Raw genomic sequence first — 18,864 nt, 5'->3', positions numbered from 1 at the left:
CTTCTAATTAAAATGTAACATTAACAGAAAAACCAATACTCTTGGCTTGTGGAATAGAATAGTGTTCAAATCCACCTGTCATATTGTTGTTTCCTTGAGAAGCTTCTGGATCCAAGTTTGGCATTTTTGACCATAACAATAAGTTACGCGCAAAAGCAGATACTCTTACATCTACTTTGTCTTTCCAAATTTTGTCAAATTTATACCCTAAGCTCACATCACGTAATTTCACAAAGCTCGCATCATACACATTGCTCTCTGTAATATCACTCATAACACTCTCATATATAGCGCGATTTTCACTTGTAATTGCTACATCATTTTTCACAAAAGATCCATCGGCTTGTTCGCGAACCCCATTGAAAACGAATGCTTGATCACGATTGCCTGTACTAGAATCTACTCCGTATAGTTTCATTCCCATATTGGATCCGCTATACATCTTACCTCCATTTTTCCATTCTACCGTAGCACTTAAGTTCCAGTTCTTCCATGTTAGACTCGTTGATCCACCTAAGATGAATTTAGGGGCTACTTCTCCCAAGGCTTTCGTTACACCCAGAATTGGCATTCCATCTTCATCTACTAAGATATCCCCTGCTTCGTTACGAGCAAATGAATTTCCGTAGATTACTGGGAAACGGTCTCCTACCTGTGCGCGAATTTGAGGCTCAACAAACCCTCCTAATACAATATCCTCCACTCCTTCTTTTAACTCATCTACTTTGGAATCAACCTTTGAGAAGTTAGCATTAATCGTCCATTGCCAATCTTGGGTTTGAATTGGTGTTACAAAGGCAGTAATTTCATGCGCAACCGTATGGATTTTCCCTCCATTGGTCACAAAACTAGATGCACCCGTTGATCCTGCTAATGGCACTGGAAAAATTTGGTCTTTCACATCTTGACGCGAGAAAGTATAATCAACTCCGAAACGGTTGTCAAAGAATCTAAAGTCCCCACCAATTTCCCATGATTTGGTATTTTGTGGTTTTAATTCTGGGTCATAAATAATTGGATAATGCGTATATCCCATTGTACCACCTAAAGGATATAAAACTGGATTTCTAGACCAAAAGCCTCCTGAGTAATCTGGGGTATAGAAATAATCATTATAATACTCTCCCGCTTGTCCCACTTCTGCATAAGAAGCTCTTAGTTTCGCAAAGCTCAAACCGCTCTTTCCTTTCAATCCCTCTAATTCTGTTACCACAAAACCTAAAGATACCGAAGGATAAACGAAGTCTCTGTTTCCTCTTGGCATGGTAGATACAATATCTTTACGAATCGTTCCGTTCAAGAATAACATATCGCGGTACGAGAAACCTACGTTAGAGAAAAAACCAACATTTCGCTTCATACGACGCGTTTCTTGAGATTTAACCGAAACCGCATTTTCAATGGTTGGCCATCCTCCAAAGTTCAATCCTCCTCCGAAATCGTCATACATTTTCAAGTTCGTCTCATTAAACTCATTTCCGACCATGATGTCAAAGCGGAAATCCTCTCCTAATAGCATGTCGTAATTAATCGTGAATAAAGAGTTGGTTACCGTATTGGTCACTCCATATAAATTTAGATTCGCCGAGTCACCACTTAAGTCATGTGCCGTACCAAATTCATATACATCGCGATAGTGCGTCGTATAGGTATCTACACCTGCTTGGTAACGGAAGGTTAAGTTTTTAGACCCATCCACACTGATTTCTGGTGCATAGGCAATATTGGCATTCCCATAAAAACGTCCTGTTTTTTCCGTAAACTCATTGTGTTTCGCTGCCCAATATGGATTATCAAACCCATTCGCTCTGTAGTGGATTTGATCATACTCATTCGTTGGATTAGCGTAAGGAATCCCTTTCAAATTATAACTTAGAGGACCTCCCCAAATTCCTGGTAAAGTAGAGTTATTTGCTGCCGAAGCTTTCCATACATCAGAGGTAATATAGCTACCTGCAAAACCAGTTGTCCATTCCGAATTCAATTTCGTCTCTCCTGAGAATTTAACGGTCGTACGCTTCATCTCTGTTCCAGGCATAATCCCCGTTTGAGTCGTATTAGCTAGACCAAAAGAGTAGTTTGTTTTTCCTGTATTTTGACTGATGTTGAAGTTATTCGTCAGGGTTCTACCCGTTCTAAAATAATCGTCAATATTGTCATATACACCTGGTTTTACCCATGGGTCTAATCCTGCTTTTGCCAATTGAGGTACATAGTACATACCTGGACGCAAAACACCGTCGGTATATTTATTGTCCGTATTTCCACCATATTCTGGATCATTCGGTAAATCCGAAATTTTAGGCCCCCAAGACATAGAGTTAGTTGGATCATATTTTCCATCCTTACCTTGTGCATAGGTTTTTTGCAATCTTGGCTTTTTAGACAAGGTCTCGAAACTACTCGTAGACGTAAAGCTAATCACCGGTTTTCCTTCTTTTAGTCCTTTTCCACTTTTAGTTGTAATTACTACTACCCCATTAGAAGCACGAATACCATATAAAGCAGAAGCTGCCTGTCCTTTTAGGATGTTGATCGTTTCAATATCACTAGGATCGATATCAATAGCTCTGTTGGCAATATCCGCACCTGATGTACTGTTTCCTGTAGAAATCGGTGCTGTTGACTCGATTGGCATTCCGTCAATTACATATAAAGGGGTATTATTCCCTGTAAATGAACGTGCTCCACGAATTACAATTTGAGAAGAAGCTCCTGGTGCACCACTTGATGGTGTGATTTGCACCCCTGCTAATTTTCCTTGTAATGCTCCTGATAAACTGCTGTTTTCCGTTTTGTTCAAATCGGCTGCTTTAATTTCTTGTGTTGCATACCCTAGGGCTTTAGCACTTCGTTTGATTCCCATAGCGGTAACCACTACTTCTTCCAACTGATGCTCATCGGCCACCATGTTTACATTAAACACATTAGCACCCCCAACGGTGTGCTTCACATCTTTCATTCCAATAAATGAAAACACAAGCACTTCACCTTGCTTGGCTTTTATGGAATACTTTCCATCTAAATCGGTTTGTGTCCCCATCTGGGTTCCTTGAATCACAACCGTCACACCTGGCAGTGGCATACCTTCTTCCGATACCACTCCAGATAGTGTTTTTTCCTGCGCAAATCCTACTTGTACAAGCAGGATCATGATGCACGCATAAATCCACTTAATCTTCGATCTCATTCTTAAAAAATTGATTAGTTAGTTAAACAAATCTAAACATTTTTTATCAGACTGCCCAAACCATTTTCACTAAATCACCACAAAAAACACACAACCAAAAGATTTTAACTACATAATCCTTATTTTTATTGCCAATTTAAGAGCATTAAACAAACTTTATTTCCATAAACCCACAAGTATCTCTAAGTCTCTAAACATTAGACTAACCCAATATTTAGTATATTTTTAGCATTACCTCTGGTTTTTAATTAACTATTTCTCTCTTCTATTACTATCATAATAAGTATTAAAAAAAGAAAATAAACACGTATAATACTCGTAAAAACAGAAATAATACAAAAAACAACTCCTAATACCCTTAATTCATTTCAACTGTGTTAAATAAAACTTAGTCCTCTTGTTACCTCCCTATAACGTAGCACAATACTCGTATAAACTACAGGAACTTTTTGTTCTTTCCTGCTGATTACTTTTTCTCGTTCTTTCGATACATACAAATGGTATACGAATAAAAAAAGGGCTGTTCGAAAACAGCCCTTTTTTTTATAATCAGGATATTAATACCCTTCGTTTTGATCGATCTTACTTGCATTGATTTCACTACGTGGAATAGGAAATGCCAATTTAGGCGCTCCATACTTCATTCCTTCGGTAGATTGAGGCGTAACACCTAAGTTCTCTTTATTACGCATTTGATCTTCAAAGCGGAATCCTTCAAACACAAGCTCTTTACGTCTTTCTATCAATACATCATCTAACTTCAGCGTCGCATACTTTGCTACCGGTTTATCCTTATAACGCTCAGCAGCCACTTTATTTAACAAGTCTAAAGCCACCCCTTCATCAGTATGTGTACGTGCTGCAGCTTCAATAAAGTTAAACACCAACTCTTCATAACGCATAACTTTAATGTTTGCACTAATACCGGTGTATTTACCAAAATTTCGGTAATGCTCTAAATTATAGCGAATTGCAGGATCCACTGGTACGTCTCCATCTAATTCCTCTTTTGTCAATTGGACATACTTATTTGTTCCAATCTGTTTATAGTTTCCTTTCTCATTTTGAGTTAGGTTGTTATATCCTTGCATCTCTAAAGAAGAACGAATATCTGTTACATCTTCAAATAACTCTTGTAAGTTTGTTCCTAAACCAACAACGTCACCATATCCATTATATGAATAGATGCTGTACAAAGAGTTGTTTCCTGGATTATTGATATTGTCTTGGGCTAATTCGAATACAGCATTGCTTTGTGGTTCTTCTGTTCTAAACGATGATACATAAGAATCTCTTTGAATAATTGAACCACCTAAATCCATAGCCGCCTTAGCACTTTCCATTGCAACGGTATAATCTGCTGCATCAAATGCACCAAAGAACAACGCTACTCTAGATTTTACTCCATAAATTGCTTGTTCAGTAAAACGCTTTTTATTTGATGCGTTTTTATCCACCAACTTCAACGCTTCGTCTAAATCTTTATAAATATTAGCTCGAACTTCGCGAACAGAAAGGCGTTTGTAGTTTTTTGTATCTAACTCACCAAATTTTGTGATATAAGGGACTCCCATTGCGTTCAACCCTCCATCATTCCAATATTGCTGTCCGTAAATACGCAATAAGTCAAAATGAGCCAAGGCGCGAATAGCATAAGCTTCTGCTTTTCCTTGCTTAATTTCCGTTTCATTACCGCTTTTAATTTCTGAACCAATTGCTAAGTTTGCCGAGCTAATTACTTCGTAAATTTTCTTCCAGGTATCCGCTGGAAACGCGTGTGTAGGCGTTAAGCTGAATGAGGATACATTTTGGAAACGGTTTGAAAATCCTGCAGCTGCATACGCATTGTCTCCACGAGCTTCACTATACACAATAATGTCACGACCATAATAAGCCACATTCACCATTCTATAATAAGCTCCAGATACTGTTGCACGTAAATCAGTTGCAGTTTCTATAGGTTTAGCCTCGATATCTCGAGAGCCCTCTAAGGTAGCATCTAAACGGTCATCCGAACAACTAGTCAGTCCAGAAGATAATAAAGCTACCGCTAAAATTGAAAATATAATCTTTTTCATAACTTTTTAAAACTTAACATTAACAGAGAATACAAATGATTTCACTGGTGGCGTCGCTACACTTACATAACCAGTAGCATCTACTTCTGGATCATATTTCAGTCCGCTGTCTTTTACCCAAGTCCACAAGTTTGTACCAATAACAGAAAGTGTAACACCATCTAAATTCAAGGTTCTCGTGAAAGCAGAATCAAAATTATACCCTAGTGTTACGTTTCTCAATCGAATATAATCCCCATCATACAAGAATCGCGTTGATGGGCTAGTAAAATACTCATTTCCTCCAGTAGCTGTATATTCTACGATAGGCACATCTGTAATATCGCCAGGTTTTTGCCATCTATCTAACATTTGTGAAGAGGCATTTGAGGAAACCAAAGCACTTGTTGTTCCTGCTGTTTTAAATGCATATTGTTCATATACTTTATGTCCACCAGCAAACGTAAACATACCATCTAAATAGAATCCTTTGTAATCTACATGTACATTAGCACCTCCTGTAAATTTAGGCAATGCACTTGCACCTTGGAATCTAGACTCTGCATCTTTGTAGACAGATGTCTTCTGGTTATTTGCGTCATACCAGGTAGGTTGCCCTGTTTGAGTATCAACACCAGCCCAAGTCGGCATATACCACTCCCCTACTGCATGTCCTTTGACATCTGCTGTATATGATTTGTAATCAGCCATTTCTATACCATCAATTACAGGCATTTCTGTAATTCTGTTTCGAACTGAACCGAAATTAGCTCCTACCGATACATTAAAATCTTTTGATCGGATGATATCCGCATTGAACTCAAGCTCAATTCCGCGGTTATTCATCGCTCCCATATTCATCATTTGAGACTCAAATCCAGACATTTTAGACAAGCTTTTCTTGTATAATAAGTCACTTGTTTTACTCTCAAAATAGGTAGCCCCTAAAGTCAAACGATCCTCAAAAACACCTAACATGAAACCAAAGTCCATTTTTTCTTGTTTTTCCCAACCAATTGGCCCACCAATTTGAACGGGAACTAATGTTGCCTCTCCATCATAAGATCCAATATCTGCACGACGAACAAATTGGTTTGGATTAATTTGAGAGTTTCCATTCGTACCATAGGATCCTCTAAAACGCATCGTAGAAATTCTCGATTGGTTTGCCATCCAGTTTTCTAAATGCATATTCCATGCTCCACCTACAGAGTAAAAATATCCAATTCTATCCGTAAATTTAGAAGAACCTTCACGTCTTCCTGTCAAATCCACTAAGAATCTATTTTGGTAGTTGTAGTTAATAATCCCTACATATCCAAGATTAGCGTCATCTAAAAATTCATACGCTGCGTCTTTATTCGCTGCTGCTGCTGCCAAAGAATTAAATCCTTCTAAAATAATTTGACCTGAACCTTCTAAGAAACGTCGTTTTGATTTTTGGTATTCCACCAATACTTTCGTATTGAATTGGTGATCTTCTCCAATATAGAATTTGTAATCTAATCCGTTTTGTGCCACGTAGTTAAAATTAGTTCGAACTGCTTTTGCAGCTGTACCATCATAATTTTTACCGTCTCCGTGAATAGGGTTTCTGTAATCAGAGAAATCAGCTAACGTATAGTCGATCGCCATGGAAGATGTAAACTTCAAATCATCCGTAATCGCATAGCTAATTGAGTTCGAATTAATTACACGCGTTACATCATTTAATGTCTGGTTGTGTTCTGTTGTATACACCACATTGTGGTATCCTGAATTTGGTAAATAGTATGATCCGTCTTCATTATACAATGGATTCCAAGGGTTCATTACTAATTTGATATAGTTCGGGTTAGAGAAGTAAGCTCCTCCTTCTGAAATACCGTTTTGCTTGGTATTCGTTACCTTAATACTAGTATTAAACTCAATTTTATCATTGATTTTTTGCATAAAGCTCAAGGACGCTCCAATACGTCTAAAATCAGATCCGATTACTGTACTTTCAATTTTGTCATGCGACAAGGAAGCGTAGAAATTATGACGTTCGCTACCACCTGTAGCAGAGAAATTGATACTTGTCAGTGGAGCATCTTGATTTTTCACATAGTCTCCCCAATCATTATCTGGGCGACCTGCAGCAATCCAGTTGCCGTAATTTCCAGCTTTAGAGAAATTTGCTAAAGCAAAAGCCCCTGTTTCTTCGCGTGCAAAACCACCTTCTTTTCGCGTTCCAAATGTATTGTACACCCCGTCTAAAAAGATTTGTTCTTTTTCATTTGAACTCAACAAACGAGGACCTTTCACTGCATTTCTTTGAAAACCAACACGCGTGCCAAAACTAAATTTTGTTTCTCCCGTTTTTCCGCGTTTTGTCGTAATCAAGATAACCCCATTTGTACCACGTGCACCATATACAGCAGTTGCTCCCGCATCTTTTAATACCGTCATCGATTCAATATCCGCTGGGTTAATCGTTGCTAACAAAGATAAAGAAGTAGAAGGCGAGTCTGTATCATTATTTCCCCCAGAGAAGTCACCATCATACATTGGAATTCCGTCAATTACGTACAAAGGCTCATTCGTAGCTGTCATGGAGTTACGTCCACGAATACGAATATTTTGTTTTGCTCCTGGAGAACCTGAAGAGGCTGACATTTGCAAACCTGCTACACGTCCTTGTAAGGCTTGATCAGCTGAAGCCATTGGTGTAGCCGCAACTGCCTCTCCTTTAATTGCCACAGCATTTCCTGTTACTTGATTTTTTGTTTTTACCTGTCCATAGGCCAAAACAACAACCTCTTCTAACATATCTTCGACTGCTGTCATCGAAACATTATAACTATTTGGCGCACCTACTTTGTAGGTTACATCTTTTAAACCTATAAAGGAAAAAGATAGTACATCGCCTTGTTTTACCTTAAGGGAGTAGTTCCCATCTAAATCCGTCTGTGTACCCATTTGTGTTCCTTGGATAATCACAGTTACTCCAGGCAAAGGCATACCTTCCTCAGAAACAACACCCGTAAGCGTTTTTTCCTGAGCGAACGAAAATTGCACAAATAATGCCATAAATAGCACTAAAGTCCATTTTAACTTTGATCTCATTATTTAAATTGAATTAGTTAGTGCGCAAACATAAAAAACTAAACTAAAACGACGTTAACTTTCCTTATCATTAACTACAAACTAAACAATGATTTACTAAAGAATAAAAATTAAATCACCTAAATTATATAAAAATTAAGAAACCCATCTGAAAATAAATTAAAAAATCAAATAATAAACATCTGAAGTTAAACCAAAAACTTAACAAAGCCTTATTACGCTCTTTACATTTAACAGCGCCTGTATTTCCTGGGAAAACACGAAAAACTCCAACAAACTAAGTATCAATCAACAACATTAAAACACAAAAAAAACAAGTTTTTTTTCCGAAATGTTAAAATTTAGGTTCTTATGATTTCTTTAGTGGATTTCTTCGTTAATATTACCTTTTTGTCTCCAAGATTCCCCTTTAGAAGTTTACCTTTGTTTTTCATTTTACTGCTTATGTTACTCCATCACTTTTCAGATTTACAATACGAAGCCGGAACAGATGAAGCAGGTAGAGGCTGTATTGCTGGTCCCGTTACGGCGGCGGCCGTAATCCTTCCCCCTGATTTTGTCAATGAGATTCTAAACGATTCCAAACAATTATCAGCCAAGAACCGATATGCTTTGAGAAGTATTATTGAAGAACAGGCGCTAAGTTATGGCGTTACACATCTACATGAAGATGTTATTGAAGAGCTGAATATCTTACACGCGGCTATCAAAGCGATGCATGAAAGCGTTCATCAACTACAGCCTATCCCTGATTTTCTTCTTGTCGATGGAAATAAATTCACTCCTATCCCGCATATTCCGCACCAATGTATTGTCAAAGGAGATGCTAAGTATTTGAGTTTAGCTGCTGCATCCGTATTAGCCAAGACCTATCGCGATGATTATATGAATCAAATACACGAGGAATTTCCGATGTACAATTGGAAAAAAAACAAAGGATATCCTACCCAAGAACACCGGGCGGCTATTTTAGAATATGGACCGTGTAAATATCACCGAAAGTCATTCAAACTTTTACCCGATCAATTGAAATTAGATTTATAACAAAAAAACTCTTTTGTTGTTAGCAAAAGAGTTTTTTTTATTCATTATCTTGTATTTCTTAGGCGAATACTTTATCAACCGCTTGAATCGTAAAATCCAAGTCTTCATACGTCAATGCATCCGTAATAAACCATGTTTCATAAGAAGAAGGTGCGATATACACCCCTTCTTTCAACAACCCGTGAAAAAAGGTTTTAAAAGTATCATTATTACCATAACCTGCAGTTTCAAAATCAACTACTTCACGCGCATCAAAAAACACTGAAATCATTGATCCTATGCGATTAATTGTATACTTTACTTGCTTTGCATCTAACACGCGACGCATACCTTGCTCTAAATAAGCTGTTTTTTCTTCTAAGCGCTTAAATACATCTAAGTCAGCGTGAATGGCACGCAACATAGCTAATCCAGCCGCCATAGCTAAAGGATTTCCAGAAAGTGTTCCCGCCTGATATACAGGTCCGACAGGCGCTAAGTAATCCATTACCTTAGCTGAACCAGCAAATGCTCCTACTGGCAACCCCCCACCTATGACTTTACCAAAAGTAACGAGGTCAGCGCGTACGCCAAATAATTCTTGTGCTCCGCCTTGTGCTAAGCGGAATCCCGTCATTACTTCATCAAAAATCAATAGCGTTCCATGCGCATCACACAGTTGGCGTAATCCTTCTAAAAAACCCGCTTTAGGAGGAACACACCCCATATTACCAGCAACAGGTTCTATAATAATAGCCGCTACTTCCCCTTTATTTGCTTCTAAGATGGATGCAACATTTGCTAAATCATTATACGTAGCAAGTAACGTGTCTTTTGCTGTCCCTTGGGTTACCCCAGGACTATTTGGTGATCCAAAAGTTACCGCTCCACTTCCAGCCTGAATCAAGAAAGAATCAGAATGCCCGTGATAACAACCTTTGAATTTAATAATTTTTTCTCTGTCCGTATAGCCTCTCGCCAAGCGAATGGCACTCATACAAGCTTCCGTTCCCGAGTTCACAAAGCGAATCTTATCGATATTGGGTACCATAGACACTGCTAATTGAGCAATTTCGGTCTCAATCTCGGTCGGCATCCCAAAGGAAGTTCCTTTTTTTGCTTTTTCAATAACCGCGTCAACCACAGGTGGATAGGCGTGCCCCAATAACATAGGTCCCCAAGAATTGATGTAGTCAATCAGTCGATTGCCATCCACATCATACAAATAAGCTCCTTTCGCTTCTTGAACAAATATAGGGGTACCTCCTACAGATTTAAATGCTCTTACTGGTGAATTCACTCCTCCAGGAATCACTTTTTCAGCTTCTGCAAACAGCTGACTACTTCTCTGATATAACATAGTGTATTATAATTTTAAGCGTTGACCAATCGACAGATTCGTCCCGTCTAATTTATTTGCTTTCTGTAATTTCGCTACAGTTGTATTGTATTTTTTTGAAATAGAATACAAGGTATCTCCTTTTTGAACCACGTGCGTTTTGGCTGTAGCTTTAGTTTCAGCTTTTGCTTTTGGCTCTACTTTCGCTTCCGTTTTTTTCTCTATTCCTCTTTTAGGTCGTGACGAACTTACTCCCAATACCTCTCTATCATATTGATCGAGTGTATAGCGTTCAATCAAACTAATTAATTTATTGGCATATTTAGGATCAGTTGCATACCCCGCTTTTTTCAAGCCATGTGCCCAACCTTCGTAATCGTCCTTATCTAATTCAAACAAGTCCTTATACCGACTGCGTGTTACCAAAAATTGCGAGTGATCGCGATACGATTCTTCTGGGGCATCATACTTTCTAAAACACTCATCTGGCGCATCGTCCGTATGACGAACAGAGGGGCCTTCCCATTCTTTATGGCACTTAATACCGAAGTGGTTGTTCGCATTTCGACTCAACGTTCCTTGTCCTGATCCAGATTCCAATACCCCTTGTGCCAATGTGATACTAGCAGGAATCCCATACGCGGACATATTGTCTTTCGCTATATCTTTGTACTGTAAAATATAATCCTGAATCATATCAGAAGTCACCGAAATTCGAGAGGTTGCCTCTAAAGTTTCGCTCGCTTTGGCTGCGGTTCGCTTTTCTTTCCTTGCCTCTTCTTGTATACGGCGTTGCTCTTCGACTTTTCTTTGCTGTGCTCGATATTGTTCCTTAGAAACCAACTCTTTGGTTCTCATCTTCTTTCCTGTCAGTTTGGAATTGTTCTTCACTCCACAACTGACCAGTGTGAGTAAACAGAACAGTAAAAGGATTTTTCTCATTTATATAGCTATTTTATTTTTTCATTCCATCCTTGTAAGCCTCCTGTGTGTATAGCGAGAATCTTACTGTTTTTTTTAAATCGATCTTGCGCAATTAAATCAAAGATACCAAAAAGTAGTTTACCTGTATAAATCGGATCTAAAAGAATTCCTGTATCCCGTTCAAAATGGCGTATAAATTGCAGGAGATCTGCATTATACTTCGCATATCCCCCAAAGTGATACGCTGTTTCCAACTGCCAATTCTTCTTCTTGGTATATTTAGCAATTTCCGCTTGGAGAAAATTGCCTTTCAGCGCAGGAAAACCAAGTACATGCTGATGAGCTGCAGCGCCATTAATAAGTCCAGCTAGGGTTCCCCCGGTTCCTACGGCACAACATACATAGTCATACTTTTCATCTTCTTCTTGTAAAATCTCAGCAGTTCCCCTGACTGCCTCAAGATTCGTTCCTCCTTCTGGAACCAGATAAAAATCACCAAACTCCGCTTTTAATTTTGTTAGAAAAACTGTTGAGTCTTTCGCTCTGTAATCGGTTCGGGTAACAAATTTAAATCGCATTCCATCAGCGGCAGCCTTTTTCAAGGTTGGATTATCTTGATAACACGAAGCTATTTCTTCCCCGCGAATCACTCCTATAGTGGATATTCCCAATATTCTTCCTGCAGCCGCTGTAGCGGCAATATGATTGGAATAAGCCCCTCCAAAAGTCAAAACTTGATGATGTCCATTTGTCCATGCTGCCGCCATATTGTATTTCAATTTCCGAAATTTATTTCCAGAAACTTCAGGATGCAACAAGTCTTCTCTACGAATATACAATTCAATTCCATTGGGAAACGGAAGCTCAACCTTTGTGGTAGGCACAACCCTATTAGCAAACAAATCCATCATTATACCACACATTTACAAGCACTTAATTTACAATCGATTTAACTAAAAACGTTTTTTTTTGTATCAATATTAAACAAAATAATACAAGAGTTTTTAGTAACTTACCTACGGAAATTTGAGTCAAAATCCGAAGCTAGACTACAAAGCAAAACTAGTTAATAGTTTTTAGGTTTTTACTTAAAAAACACATAAATAATTAATCACAAAAAACTCAGAAAATGACTTTTAAGGAACAAATTTTACAAGGAATTCCCAATGAGCTACCAGCAAAAAAGGAGTATGATGCGTCCATTAATCACGCTCCGAAGCGCAAAGAAATATTGACCGAAGAAGAAAAGAAACTTGCCTTGCGAAATGCTTTACGTTATTTTGATGCCCAACATCATTCCGAGTTAATTCAAGAATTTAAAGAAGAATTAGACACCTATGGTCGCATCTACATGTACCGTTTCAGACCGGATTACAAGATGTACGCTCGACCAATTGAAGAATACCCTGGAAACTCTACCCAGGCGAAAGCTATTATGTTGATGATTCAGAATAATTTGGATTATGCAGTTGCGCAACATCCTCATGAATTAATCACCTATGGCGGAAATGGGGCTGTTTTCTCCAATTGGGCGCAATACTTACTAACGATGCGTTATTTAGCCGAAATGACAGATGAACAGACGCTTGTGATGTATTCAGGTCATCCCATGGGGTTATTTCCTTCCCATGCTAAAGCACCCCGTGTTGTCGTTACCAATGGTATGATGATCCCAAATTACTCTAAACCGGATGATTGGGAGAAATTCAACGCCTTAGGTGTTACTCAATACGGTCAAATGACAGCGGGAAGTTATATGTATATTGGCCCACAAGGGATTGTACACGGAACGACCATTACGGTATTAAATGGAGGAAGAAAAATCGCCAAAAATGGTGAAGATTTAGCAGGTAAACTATTCGTTACTTCAGGATTAGGTGGTATGAGTGGTGCTCAGCCTAAAGCGGGAAATATCGCAGGCTGTATCACGGTTTGTGCTGAAGTAAATCCAAAAGCAGTTCACACCAGACATTCTCAAGGCTGGGTAGATGAAGTCGTTACTGACATCAATGCTTTAGTACAACGCGTACAACAAGCACAAGCCAACAAAGAAGTAGTTTCCATTGCTTACCAAGGGAATATTGTGGAAGTATGGGAGAAGTTTGCTGAAGATAACCTATTTGTTCACCTTGGATCAGATCAAACCTCTTTACACAACCCTTGGGCTGGAGGATACTATCCCGTGGGATTGTCTTTTGAAGAAGCCAACGAGATGATGGCAAACAACCCTAGTTTATTTAAAGAAAAAGTACAAGAATCTTTACGCAGACAAGCGGCTGCTATCAACAAACACACGGCCAAAGGAACCTATTTCTTTGACTATGGAAATGCGTTCTTACTAGAGGCTTCTCGAGCGGGTGCGGACATTATGGCGGAAAACGGTATTGATTTCAAATACCCTAGTTATGTACAAGATATCATGGGACCAATGTGTTTTGACTATGGATTTGGTCCATTCCGTTGGGTATGTGCGTCTGGAAAACCAGAAGATTTAGTGAAGACAGACGAGATTGCTTGTCGTGTATTAGAGGAAATCATGCAAGATTCACCGGTTGAAATTCAGCAACAGATGGCAGATAATATTCGATGGATCAAAGGTGCACAAGAAAACAAATTAGTTGTGGGATCCCAAGCTCGTATTTTATATGCGGATTCAGAAGGGCGTATTAAAATAGCAGAAGCCTTTAACCAAGCGATTAAAGAGGGAATTATCGGTCCTGTTGTATTAGGACGTGATCACCACGATGTATCGGGAACGGATTCCCCATATCGTGAAACATCTAATATCTACGACGGTTCTCGATTTACAGCTGACATGGCTATTCACAACGTAATTGGAGATAGCTTCCGCGGCGCTACATGGGTATCGATTCACAACGGTGGTGGCGTTGGATGGGGCGAAGTAATCAATGGTGGTTTTGGCATGCTTTTGGATGGAACAAAAGAAGCCGATGACAAATTAAAATCCATGTTATTCTGGGATGTAAACAACGGTATTGCACGTCGCAACTGGGCCCGAAACAAAGAGGCTACATTTGCTATTAAACGCGCCATGGAGATTGAACCTCTATTAAAGGTTACGATTCCCAATATCGTTGATGATAGTTTATTGAATTAACTCACAAAAATAAGTACGCAATGAAAACGGTATCAAAATTTCTAATTCTTGCAGCTGTAAGTATTTTTACAGCTTCGTGTAGTAGTGTGCGTGTTACTGCTGATTATGACAAAAACACCAATTTTACTTCGTATCAAACCTATGCTTTTTTTAAGGAAGGGATTGACAATGTAAAATTAAATGACTTGGATAAAAAGCGTATTCTAAACGCGATTGACCAAGAAATGACGGCGAAGGGGTTTACAAAAACGGATCAAAACCCTCAACTCTTAGTAAACATATTTACTAAATCACAACAGCAAGTCAATGTTACCACAAACAACGATTACTTCTACTCGAGATATGGGTACTATGGTTGGGGCTACGCTCCGTATTGGGGACCAAATTCAACAACTGTATCCACCTCTATCGAAGGGAAATTATACATCGACTTCATTGACACAAACAAAAAGGCTTTAATCTGGCAAGGAATCGGAACGGGCTATATAGACAATGTAAAAACTCCAGAAAAGAAAGAAGCTAAGATTCAGGATTTTGTACAGAAGATATTGAGTACGTATCCGCCGAATTAAGAAATTAGAATCATTACTTTCTAAAACCTCAATATGAGTTGAATGAGTAAATGTGTTCTGACAAAAAAGCAAGCTTATTTAGATAGTAAAAATATGCTTGCTTTTTCTATACCTTATTGCAGGAAAGAAAAACATAATCAGCCCTTGCAAACTAACATAAGATCTTCCCAACTGATTGCAACGCACTACAACACTGCAATCGAAGAAATTAAGATAAATAAAAAAGAGGACGTTCTTTTAGAACATCCTCTTTTTATATAATAAATAATATTTTAATTATTATCTACGTGCAACGTTTGTATTTACAAGATTATTTTTAGCTTTAGAAGCACCTCTAGGAATTTCAACTCCGTTAGCGTCAACTTCATTCCAGTAGAAATTCTCTCCGAAAGACCCATCAAAGTTAACAGCACCTTCGTCATTCATAAGTTTTACGATAAATAAATTCTCTGTAGTACTTGTTGGGAAATCTAAATTTTCAACATCTGCCTCCACATCGAATATTACTTGTACTGGTGTTCCAGCTGTAAAATCGTAAGCAGCAGCTGCGACAATATCTGCACCTTCTCCAGCATTAGCAGGCCATACCATATTTTCAAATGTAATATCTCCTGCAGGCTGAAATCCGACAACTATATTAGTACTTTTTACTTCCCATTGAGTTCCCGCTGCATTTACTGTTCCCATATCGTATGTGAAAACAATATATCTAACCCCTTGCTCTTCATAAACGTAAGGAACCCATTTATTGTTAATTTTTCTACCATTTACGATTAATTGTTTCATCGTAACATCACCTACTTTATCACCAACTTGGATGTAATTACCTTGTGGAACAACTTTTTCTTTAATTACAACAGAAACCTCTTCACTTGCAACGTATCCATCTTTAGAAGCAACAAATTTGTAAGTTCCTGCTTCAGTAGCAGTAAATAATCCATTAGGAACTACAGCATCATTATGTTTTACTGTAAATCCATTAACATTAGCTCCATCCTCATCTTTTACAGTGAACGTAATTACATCTCCAGTGAAAGCTTCTGTTTTAGAAGGAGTTAAAACTAATTTTTTCTCCACTCCAGGCTCATCCTCTCCTTTAACTGTGATTGTTACAACTGAACTATCTTTGTAATCTTTTTTCTTAGCGACAATTTTGTACTGTCCTTTTTCTTCGAATTTGTGTGATTTATTGATTTTAACATCAGTACCTTGGATGTACAAATCTGCATCAACTTCTTTTTTATCAGCTTTCACAGTAAATGTAACGGTATCACCTTCATTTACAGAAGTTTTATCAGCTGTCAACACCAATTGAGTAGACCCATTACCAGGACCATTGTCTTCTTTTCCACCGTTGCCTCCGTTGTCTTTACTATCGTCGCTGCTACAAGAAGCTCCGAATGTAGCTAAACCAGCTACAGCCAAAAACATAAATAATTTTTTCATAAATATTTGCTTTAATTAGTTAATAATTGTGTTGCAATATAAAAACAATTTTGTAACAAAAAAAAAAAATAGTTAATATTATCTTTAATGTTCCCTAACAATCCGGCATAACAACTAAATATTATACAACAAACACTTATTCTATGTAAAAAAATTAACATTATAATGATACAATAATTAAATATTTAACCTTAAAAAAACACTTTCAATATTTTAACATTTCAAACCTCATAAGACCTGTTATACATTTCATTATTATCCCTGTATCACGTGAAAATATAAGACGTTTTTAATACATTCATCTTTTTCCTTATATTTACCGCAACCAAATTACTTTTAGCATACTATGAACGCAAGAGAATACGAAAGCAACGACTTAATCGACCGATTACCTCCTCACTTGAAGCAGTTTATCAAGCCGCAAGACTATGAGGATTATACCCCTATCAACCAAGCGGTATGGCGCTATGTTATGCGTAAAAATGTGGATTACCTATCTAAAGTAGCACATGATACTTATTTGGAAGGGCTAGATAAAACAGGTATTTCGGTAGAATCAATTCCGAGCATGTATGGAATGAACCGAATTCTAAAAGAAATCGGCTGGGCTGCAGTTGCTGTAGATGGATTTATTCCACCCAATGCCTTTATGGAATTTCAGGCCTACAAAGTGCTGGTTATTGCCTCTGATATTAGACAATTAGAAAATATTGAATATACTCCTGCTCCCGATATTATACACGAAGGTGCTGGACACGCTCCTATTATTGCTAATCCTGAATATGCAGAATACTTAAGACGCTTTGGAGAAATTGGGTGTAAAGCCATTTCTTCTGCTCATGATTATGCCATTTATGAAGCGATTCGCTTGCTTTCTATTTTAAAAGAAGCAGAAGGAGTTGCCGAAGAAGAAATCAAAAAAGCGGAAGATGAAGTGGATCGCTTACAAGCCATCACAACTGCTCCTTCTGAAATGGCCTTAATTCGAAACCTACACTGGTGGACGGTAGAATATGGTTTAATTGGAACGGTAGACAACCCAAAAATTTACGGTGCTGGCTTACTTTCTTCTATTGGAGAGAGTGCTTGGTGCATGACAGATAACGTAATTAAACTGCCTTATACTCTTGAAGCTGCTACACAAGGTTTTGATATCACCAAACCTCAACCGCAATTATACGTTACCCCTGATTTTGCTTATTTAAGCGAAGTATTGGAGAATTTCGCCAATAAAATGGCGCTACGCAAAGGCGGATTAGAAGGAATTCAGAAACTAATTGAATCCAAAGCACTGGGAACTATTGAATTAAACACAGGTATTCAAATTTCAGGCCACTTTACCAATGTTATTTCCCATGAAGGCAAGCCAGTGTATGTACAAACAACAGGGGAAACAGCCTTATCGTATAGAGAAAAAGAATTGGTTGGTCATGGAACAGAAACCCATCCACATGGTTTTGGTACAGCCCTAGGCCGCCTAAAAGGAATTAACCTAGCCATTGAAGACATGAGTCCTCGTGACTTAAAAGCCTACAATTTATTTGAAGGACTACCTGTTACCTTAGAATTTGAAGGTGACATTACGGTTTCTGGAACAAATATTACAGGCATTCGAAACATTCACGGTAAAATAATCTTGATTAGCTTCAAAGATTGTACAGTAAAACACGGGGACACCCTACTCTTCCAACCAGAATGGGGAACTTACGATATGGCCGTGGGGGCAGAGGTTATTTCTGCTTTCTCAGGTCCTGCAGATTATAGAAGTTTTGATTTAGTAAACCACGTGCCTTCATCAAAAACGATTAAAGCGAAACGAGATGAAGATAAAATCAGACTAGAAGGATTATATCAAGCGGTTCGCTCAATGCGAGAAGAAGATAAAACGGTTGATTTAAATGCTATACTAGAAATGTTAATTCAATCCTACCCAACTGATTGGTTATTGACAGTTGAAATTTTAGAACTAGCGAAAAAGAATAACAATCAAGCGCTCTTCCAGAAAGCCATGAGTCGCTTGGAGCAATTAAAAGTCGAACGACCAAAAGTAACTCACTTAATCGTCGATGGCGTAAGCATTATCGAACAAGCGTAAGAAATACAGTAAA

General features: G+C 38.2%; 11 protein-coding genes. 4 read left to right on the top strand and 7 right to left on the bottom strand.

Features of this window, described 5'->3' with window-relative positions; translation table 11 throughout:
• Positions 1-7: 7 nt before the first annotated feature.
• The 3 genes from ACLJX0_RS04765 to ACLJX0_RS04755 all read right to left on the bottom strand — a co-directional run bounded on the left by ACLJX0_RS04765 (position 8) and on the right by ACLJX0_RS04755 (position 8,334).
• Entirely contained in the window at positions 8-3,190 is a 3,183-nt protein-coding gene (locus ACLJX0_RS04765) for a SusC/RagA family TonB-linked outer membrane protein (RefSeq protein ID WP_410878926.1), read from the bottom strand.
• Positions 3,191-3,747: 557 nt separating this feature from the next.
• A complete protein-coding gene (locus ACLJX0_RS04760; RefSeq protein ID WP_410878924.1) occupies positions 3,748-5,268 on the bottom strand; it encodes a RagB/SusD family nutrient uptake outer membrane protein in 1,521 nt (506 codons plus the stop codon).
• Between the two features lie 6 nt (positions 5,269-5,274).
• Entirely contained in the window at positions 5,275-8,334 is a 3,060-nt protein-coding gene (locus ACLJX0_RS04755) for a SusC/RagA family TonB-linked outer membrane protein (RefSeq protein WP_410878922.1), read from the bottom strand.
• 444 nt (positions 8,335-8,778) lie between these two features.
• Here ACLJX0_RS04755 and ACLJX0_RS04750 point away from each other — a divergent pair, with 444 nt between their 5' ends.
• Entirely contained in the window at positions 8,779-9,378 is a 600-nt protein-coding gene (locus ACLJX0_RS04750; protein WP_410879030.1) for a ribonuclease HII, read from the top strand.
• Between the two features lie 58 nt (positions 9,379-9,436).
• On the opposite strand, the gene hemL is transcribed toward ACLJX0_RS04750, so the two are convergent.
• From hemL to ACLJX0_RS04735, 3 genes are read right to left on the bottom strand one after another with little or no spacing between them, the layout of a single operon-like run.
• The gene (gene hemL, locus ACLJX0_RS04745) at positions 9,437-10,717 is read right to left on the bottom strand and encodes a glutamate-1-semialdehyde 2,1-aminomutase (protein ID WP_410878920.1); all 1,281 of its coding nucleotides are present in this window, start codon (positions 10,715-10,717) and stop codon (positions 9,437-9,439) included.
• 6 nt (positions 10,718-10,723) lie between these two features.
• Positions 10,724-11,638 (bottom strand): glucosaminidase domain-containing protein, encoded by a 915-nt coding sequence (locus ACLJX0_RS04740; RefSeq protein ID WP_410878918.1) that lies wholly within the window; start codon positions 11,636-11,638, stop codon positions 10,724-10,726.
• Positions 11,639-11,646: 8 nt separating this feature from the next.
• Complete coding sequence (locus ACLJX0_RS04735; RefSeq protein WP_410878916.1) at positions 11,647-12,531, bottom strand: 1-aminocyclopropane-1-carboxylate deaminase/D-cysteine desulfhydrase; 885 nt, start codon at positions 12,529-12,531, stop codon at positions 11,647-11,649.
• Positions 12,532-12,749: 218 nt separating this feature from the next.
• Here ACLJX0_RS04735 and ACLJX0_RS04730 point away from each other — a divergent pair, with 218 nt between their 5' ends.
• On the top strand, positions 12,750-14,738 hold the full coding sequence (locus ACLJX0_RS04730; RefSeq protein ID WP_410878914.1) for a urocanate hydratase: 1,989 nt from the start codon (positions 12,750-12,752) through the stop codon (positions 14,736-14,738).
• A 20-nt stretch (positions 14,739-14,758) separates the two neighbouring features.
• Complete coding sequence (locus ACLJX0_RS04725; RefSeq protein WP_410878912.1) at positions 14,759-15,310, top strand: DUF4136 domain-containing protein; 552 nt, start codon at positions 14,759-14,761, stop codon at positions 15,308-15,310.
• 279 nt (positions 15,311-15,589) lie between these two features.
• On the opposite strand, the gene ACLJX0_RS04720 is transcribed toward ACLJX0_RS04725, so the two are convergent.
• Positions 15,590-16,741 carry a hypothetical protein gene (locus ACLJX0_RS04720; RefSeq protein ID WP_410878910.1) on the bottom strand — a complete coding sequence of 384 codons (1,152 nt, stop codon included), beginning with the start codon at positions 16,739-16,741 and terminating at the stop codon, positions 15,590-15,592.
• 361 nt (positions 16,742-17,102) lie between these two features.
• Between ACLJX0_RS04720 and ACLJX0_RS04715 the strand changes: the two genes are divergently transcribed.
• Positions 17,103-18,851, top strand: a complete 1,749-nt coding sequence (locus ACLJX0_RS04715; protein ID WP_410878908.1) for an aromatic amino acid hydroxylase — start codon at positions 17,103-17,105, stop codon at positions 18,849-18,851.
• The last annotated feature ends 13 nt before the right edge of the window (positions 18,852-18,864 follow it).

Source organism: Myroides sp. DW712 (assembly GCF_046557355.1).
Classification (GTDB): Bacteria; Bacteroidota; Bacteroidia; order Flavobacteriales; family Flavobacteriaceae; genus Flavobacterium.
The sequence above is the reverse complement of the archived record's forward strand: the minus strand, read 5'-3'. Positions and strand labels throughout refer to the sequence as shown.

Excerpts from the sequence above, each read along its gene's own strand:
- hemL (WP_410878920.1), bottom strand. The coding sequence starts at position 10,717 with ATGTTATATCAGAGAAGTAGTCAGCTGTTTGCAGAAGCTGAAAAAGTG.
- ACLJX0_RS04760 (WP_410878924.1), bottom strand. The coding sequence starts at position 5,268 with ATGAAAAAGATTATATTTTCAATTTTAGCGGTAGCTTTATTATCTTCT.
- ACLJX0_RS04720 (WP_410878910.1), bottom strand. The coding sequence starts at position 16,741 with ATGTTTTTGGCTGTAGCTGGTTTAGCTACATTCGGAGCTTCTTGTAGC.
- ACLJX0_RS04735 (WP_410878916.1), bottom strand. The coding sequence starts at position 12,531 with ATGATGGATTTGTTTGCTAATAGGGTTGTGCCTACCACAAAGGTTGAG.
- ACLJX0_RS04715 (WP_410878908.1), top strand. The coding sequence starts at position 17,103 with ATGAACGCAAGAGAATACGAAAGCAACGACTTAATCGACCGATTACCT.
- ACLJX0_RS04755 (WP_410878922.1), bottom strand. The coding sequence starts at position 8,334 with ATGAGATCAAAGTTAAAATGGACTTTAGTGCTATTTATGGCATTATTT.
- ACLJX0_RS04730 (WP_410878914.1), top strand. The coding sequence starts at position 12,750 with ATGACTTTTAAGGAACAAATTTTACAAGGAATTCCCAATGAGCTACCA.
- ACLJX0_RS04725 (WP_410878912.1), top strand. The coding sequence starts at position 14,759 with ATGAAAACGGTATCAAAATTTCTAATTCTTGCAGCTGTAAGTATTTTT.
- ACLJX0_RS04765 (WP_410878926.1), bottom strand. The coding sequence starts at position 3,190 with ATGAGATCGAAGATTAAGTGGATTTATGCGTGCATCATGATCCTGCTT.
- ACLJX0_RS04740 (WP_410878918.1), bottom strand. The coding sequence starts at position 11,638 with ATGAGAAAAATCCTTTTACTGTTCTGTTTACTCACACTGGTCAGTTGT.
- ACLJX0_RS04750 (WP_410879030.1), top strand. The coding sequence starts at position 8,779 with ATGTTACTCCATCACTTTTCAGATTTACAATACGAAGCCGGAACAGAT.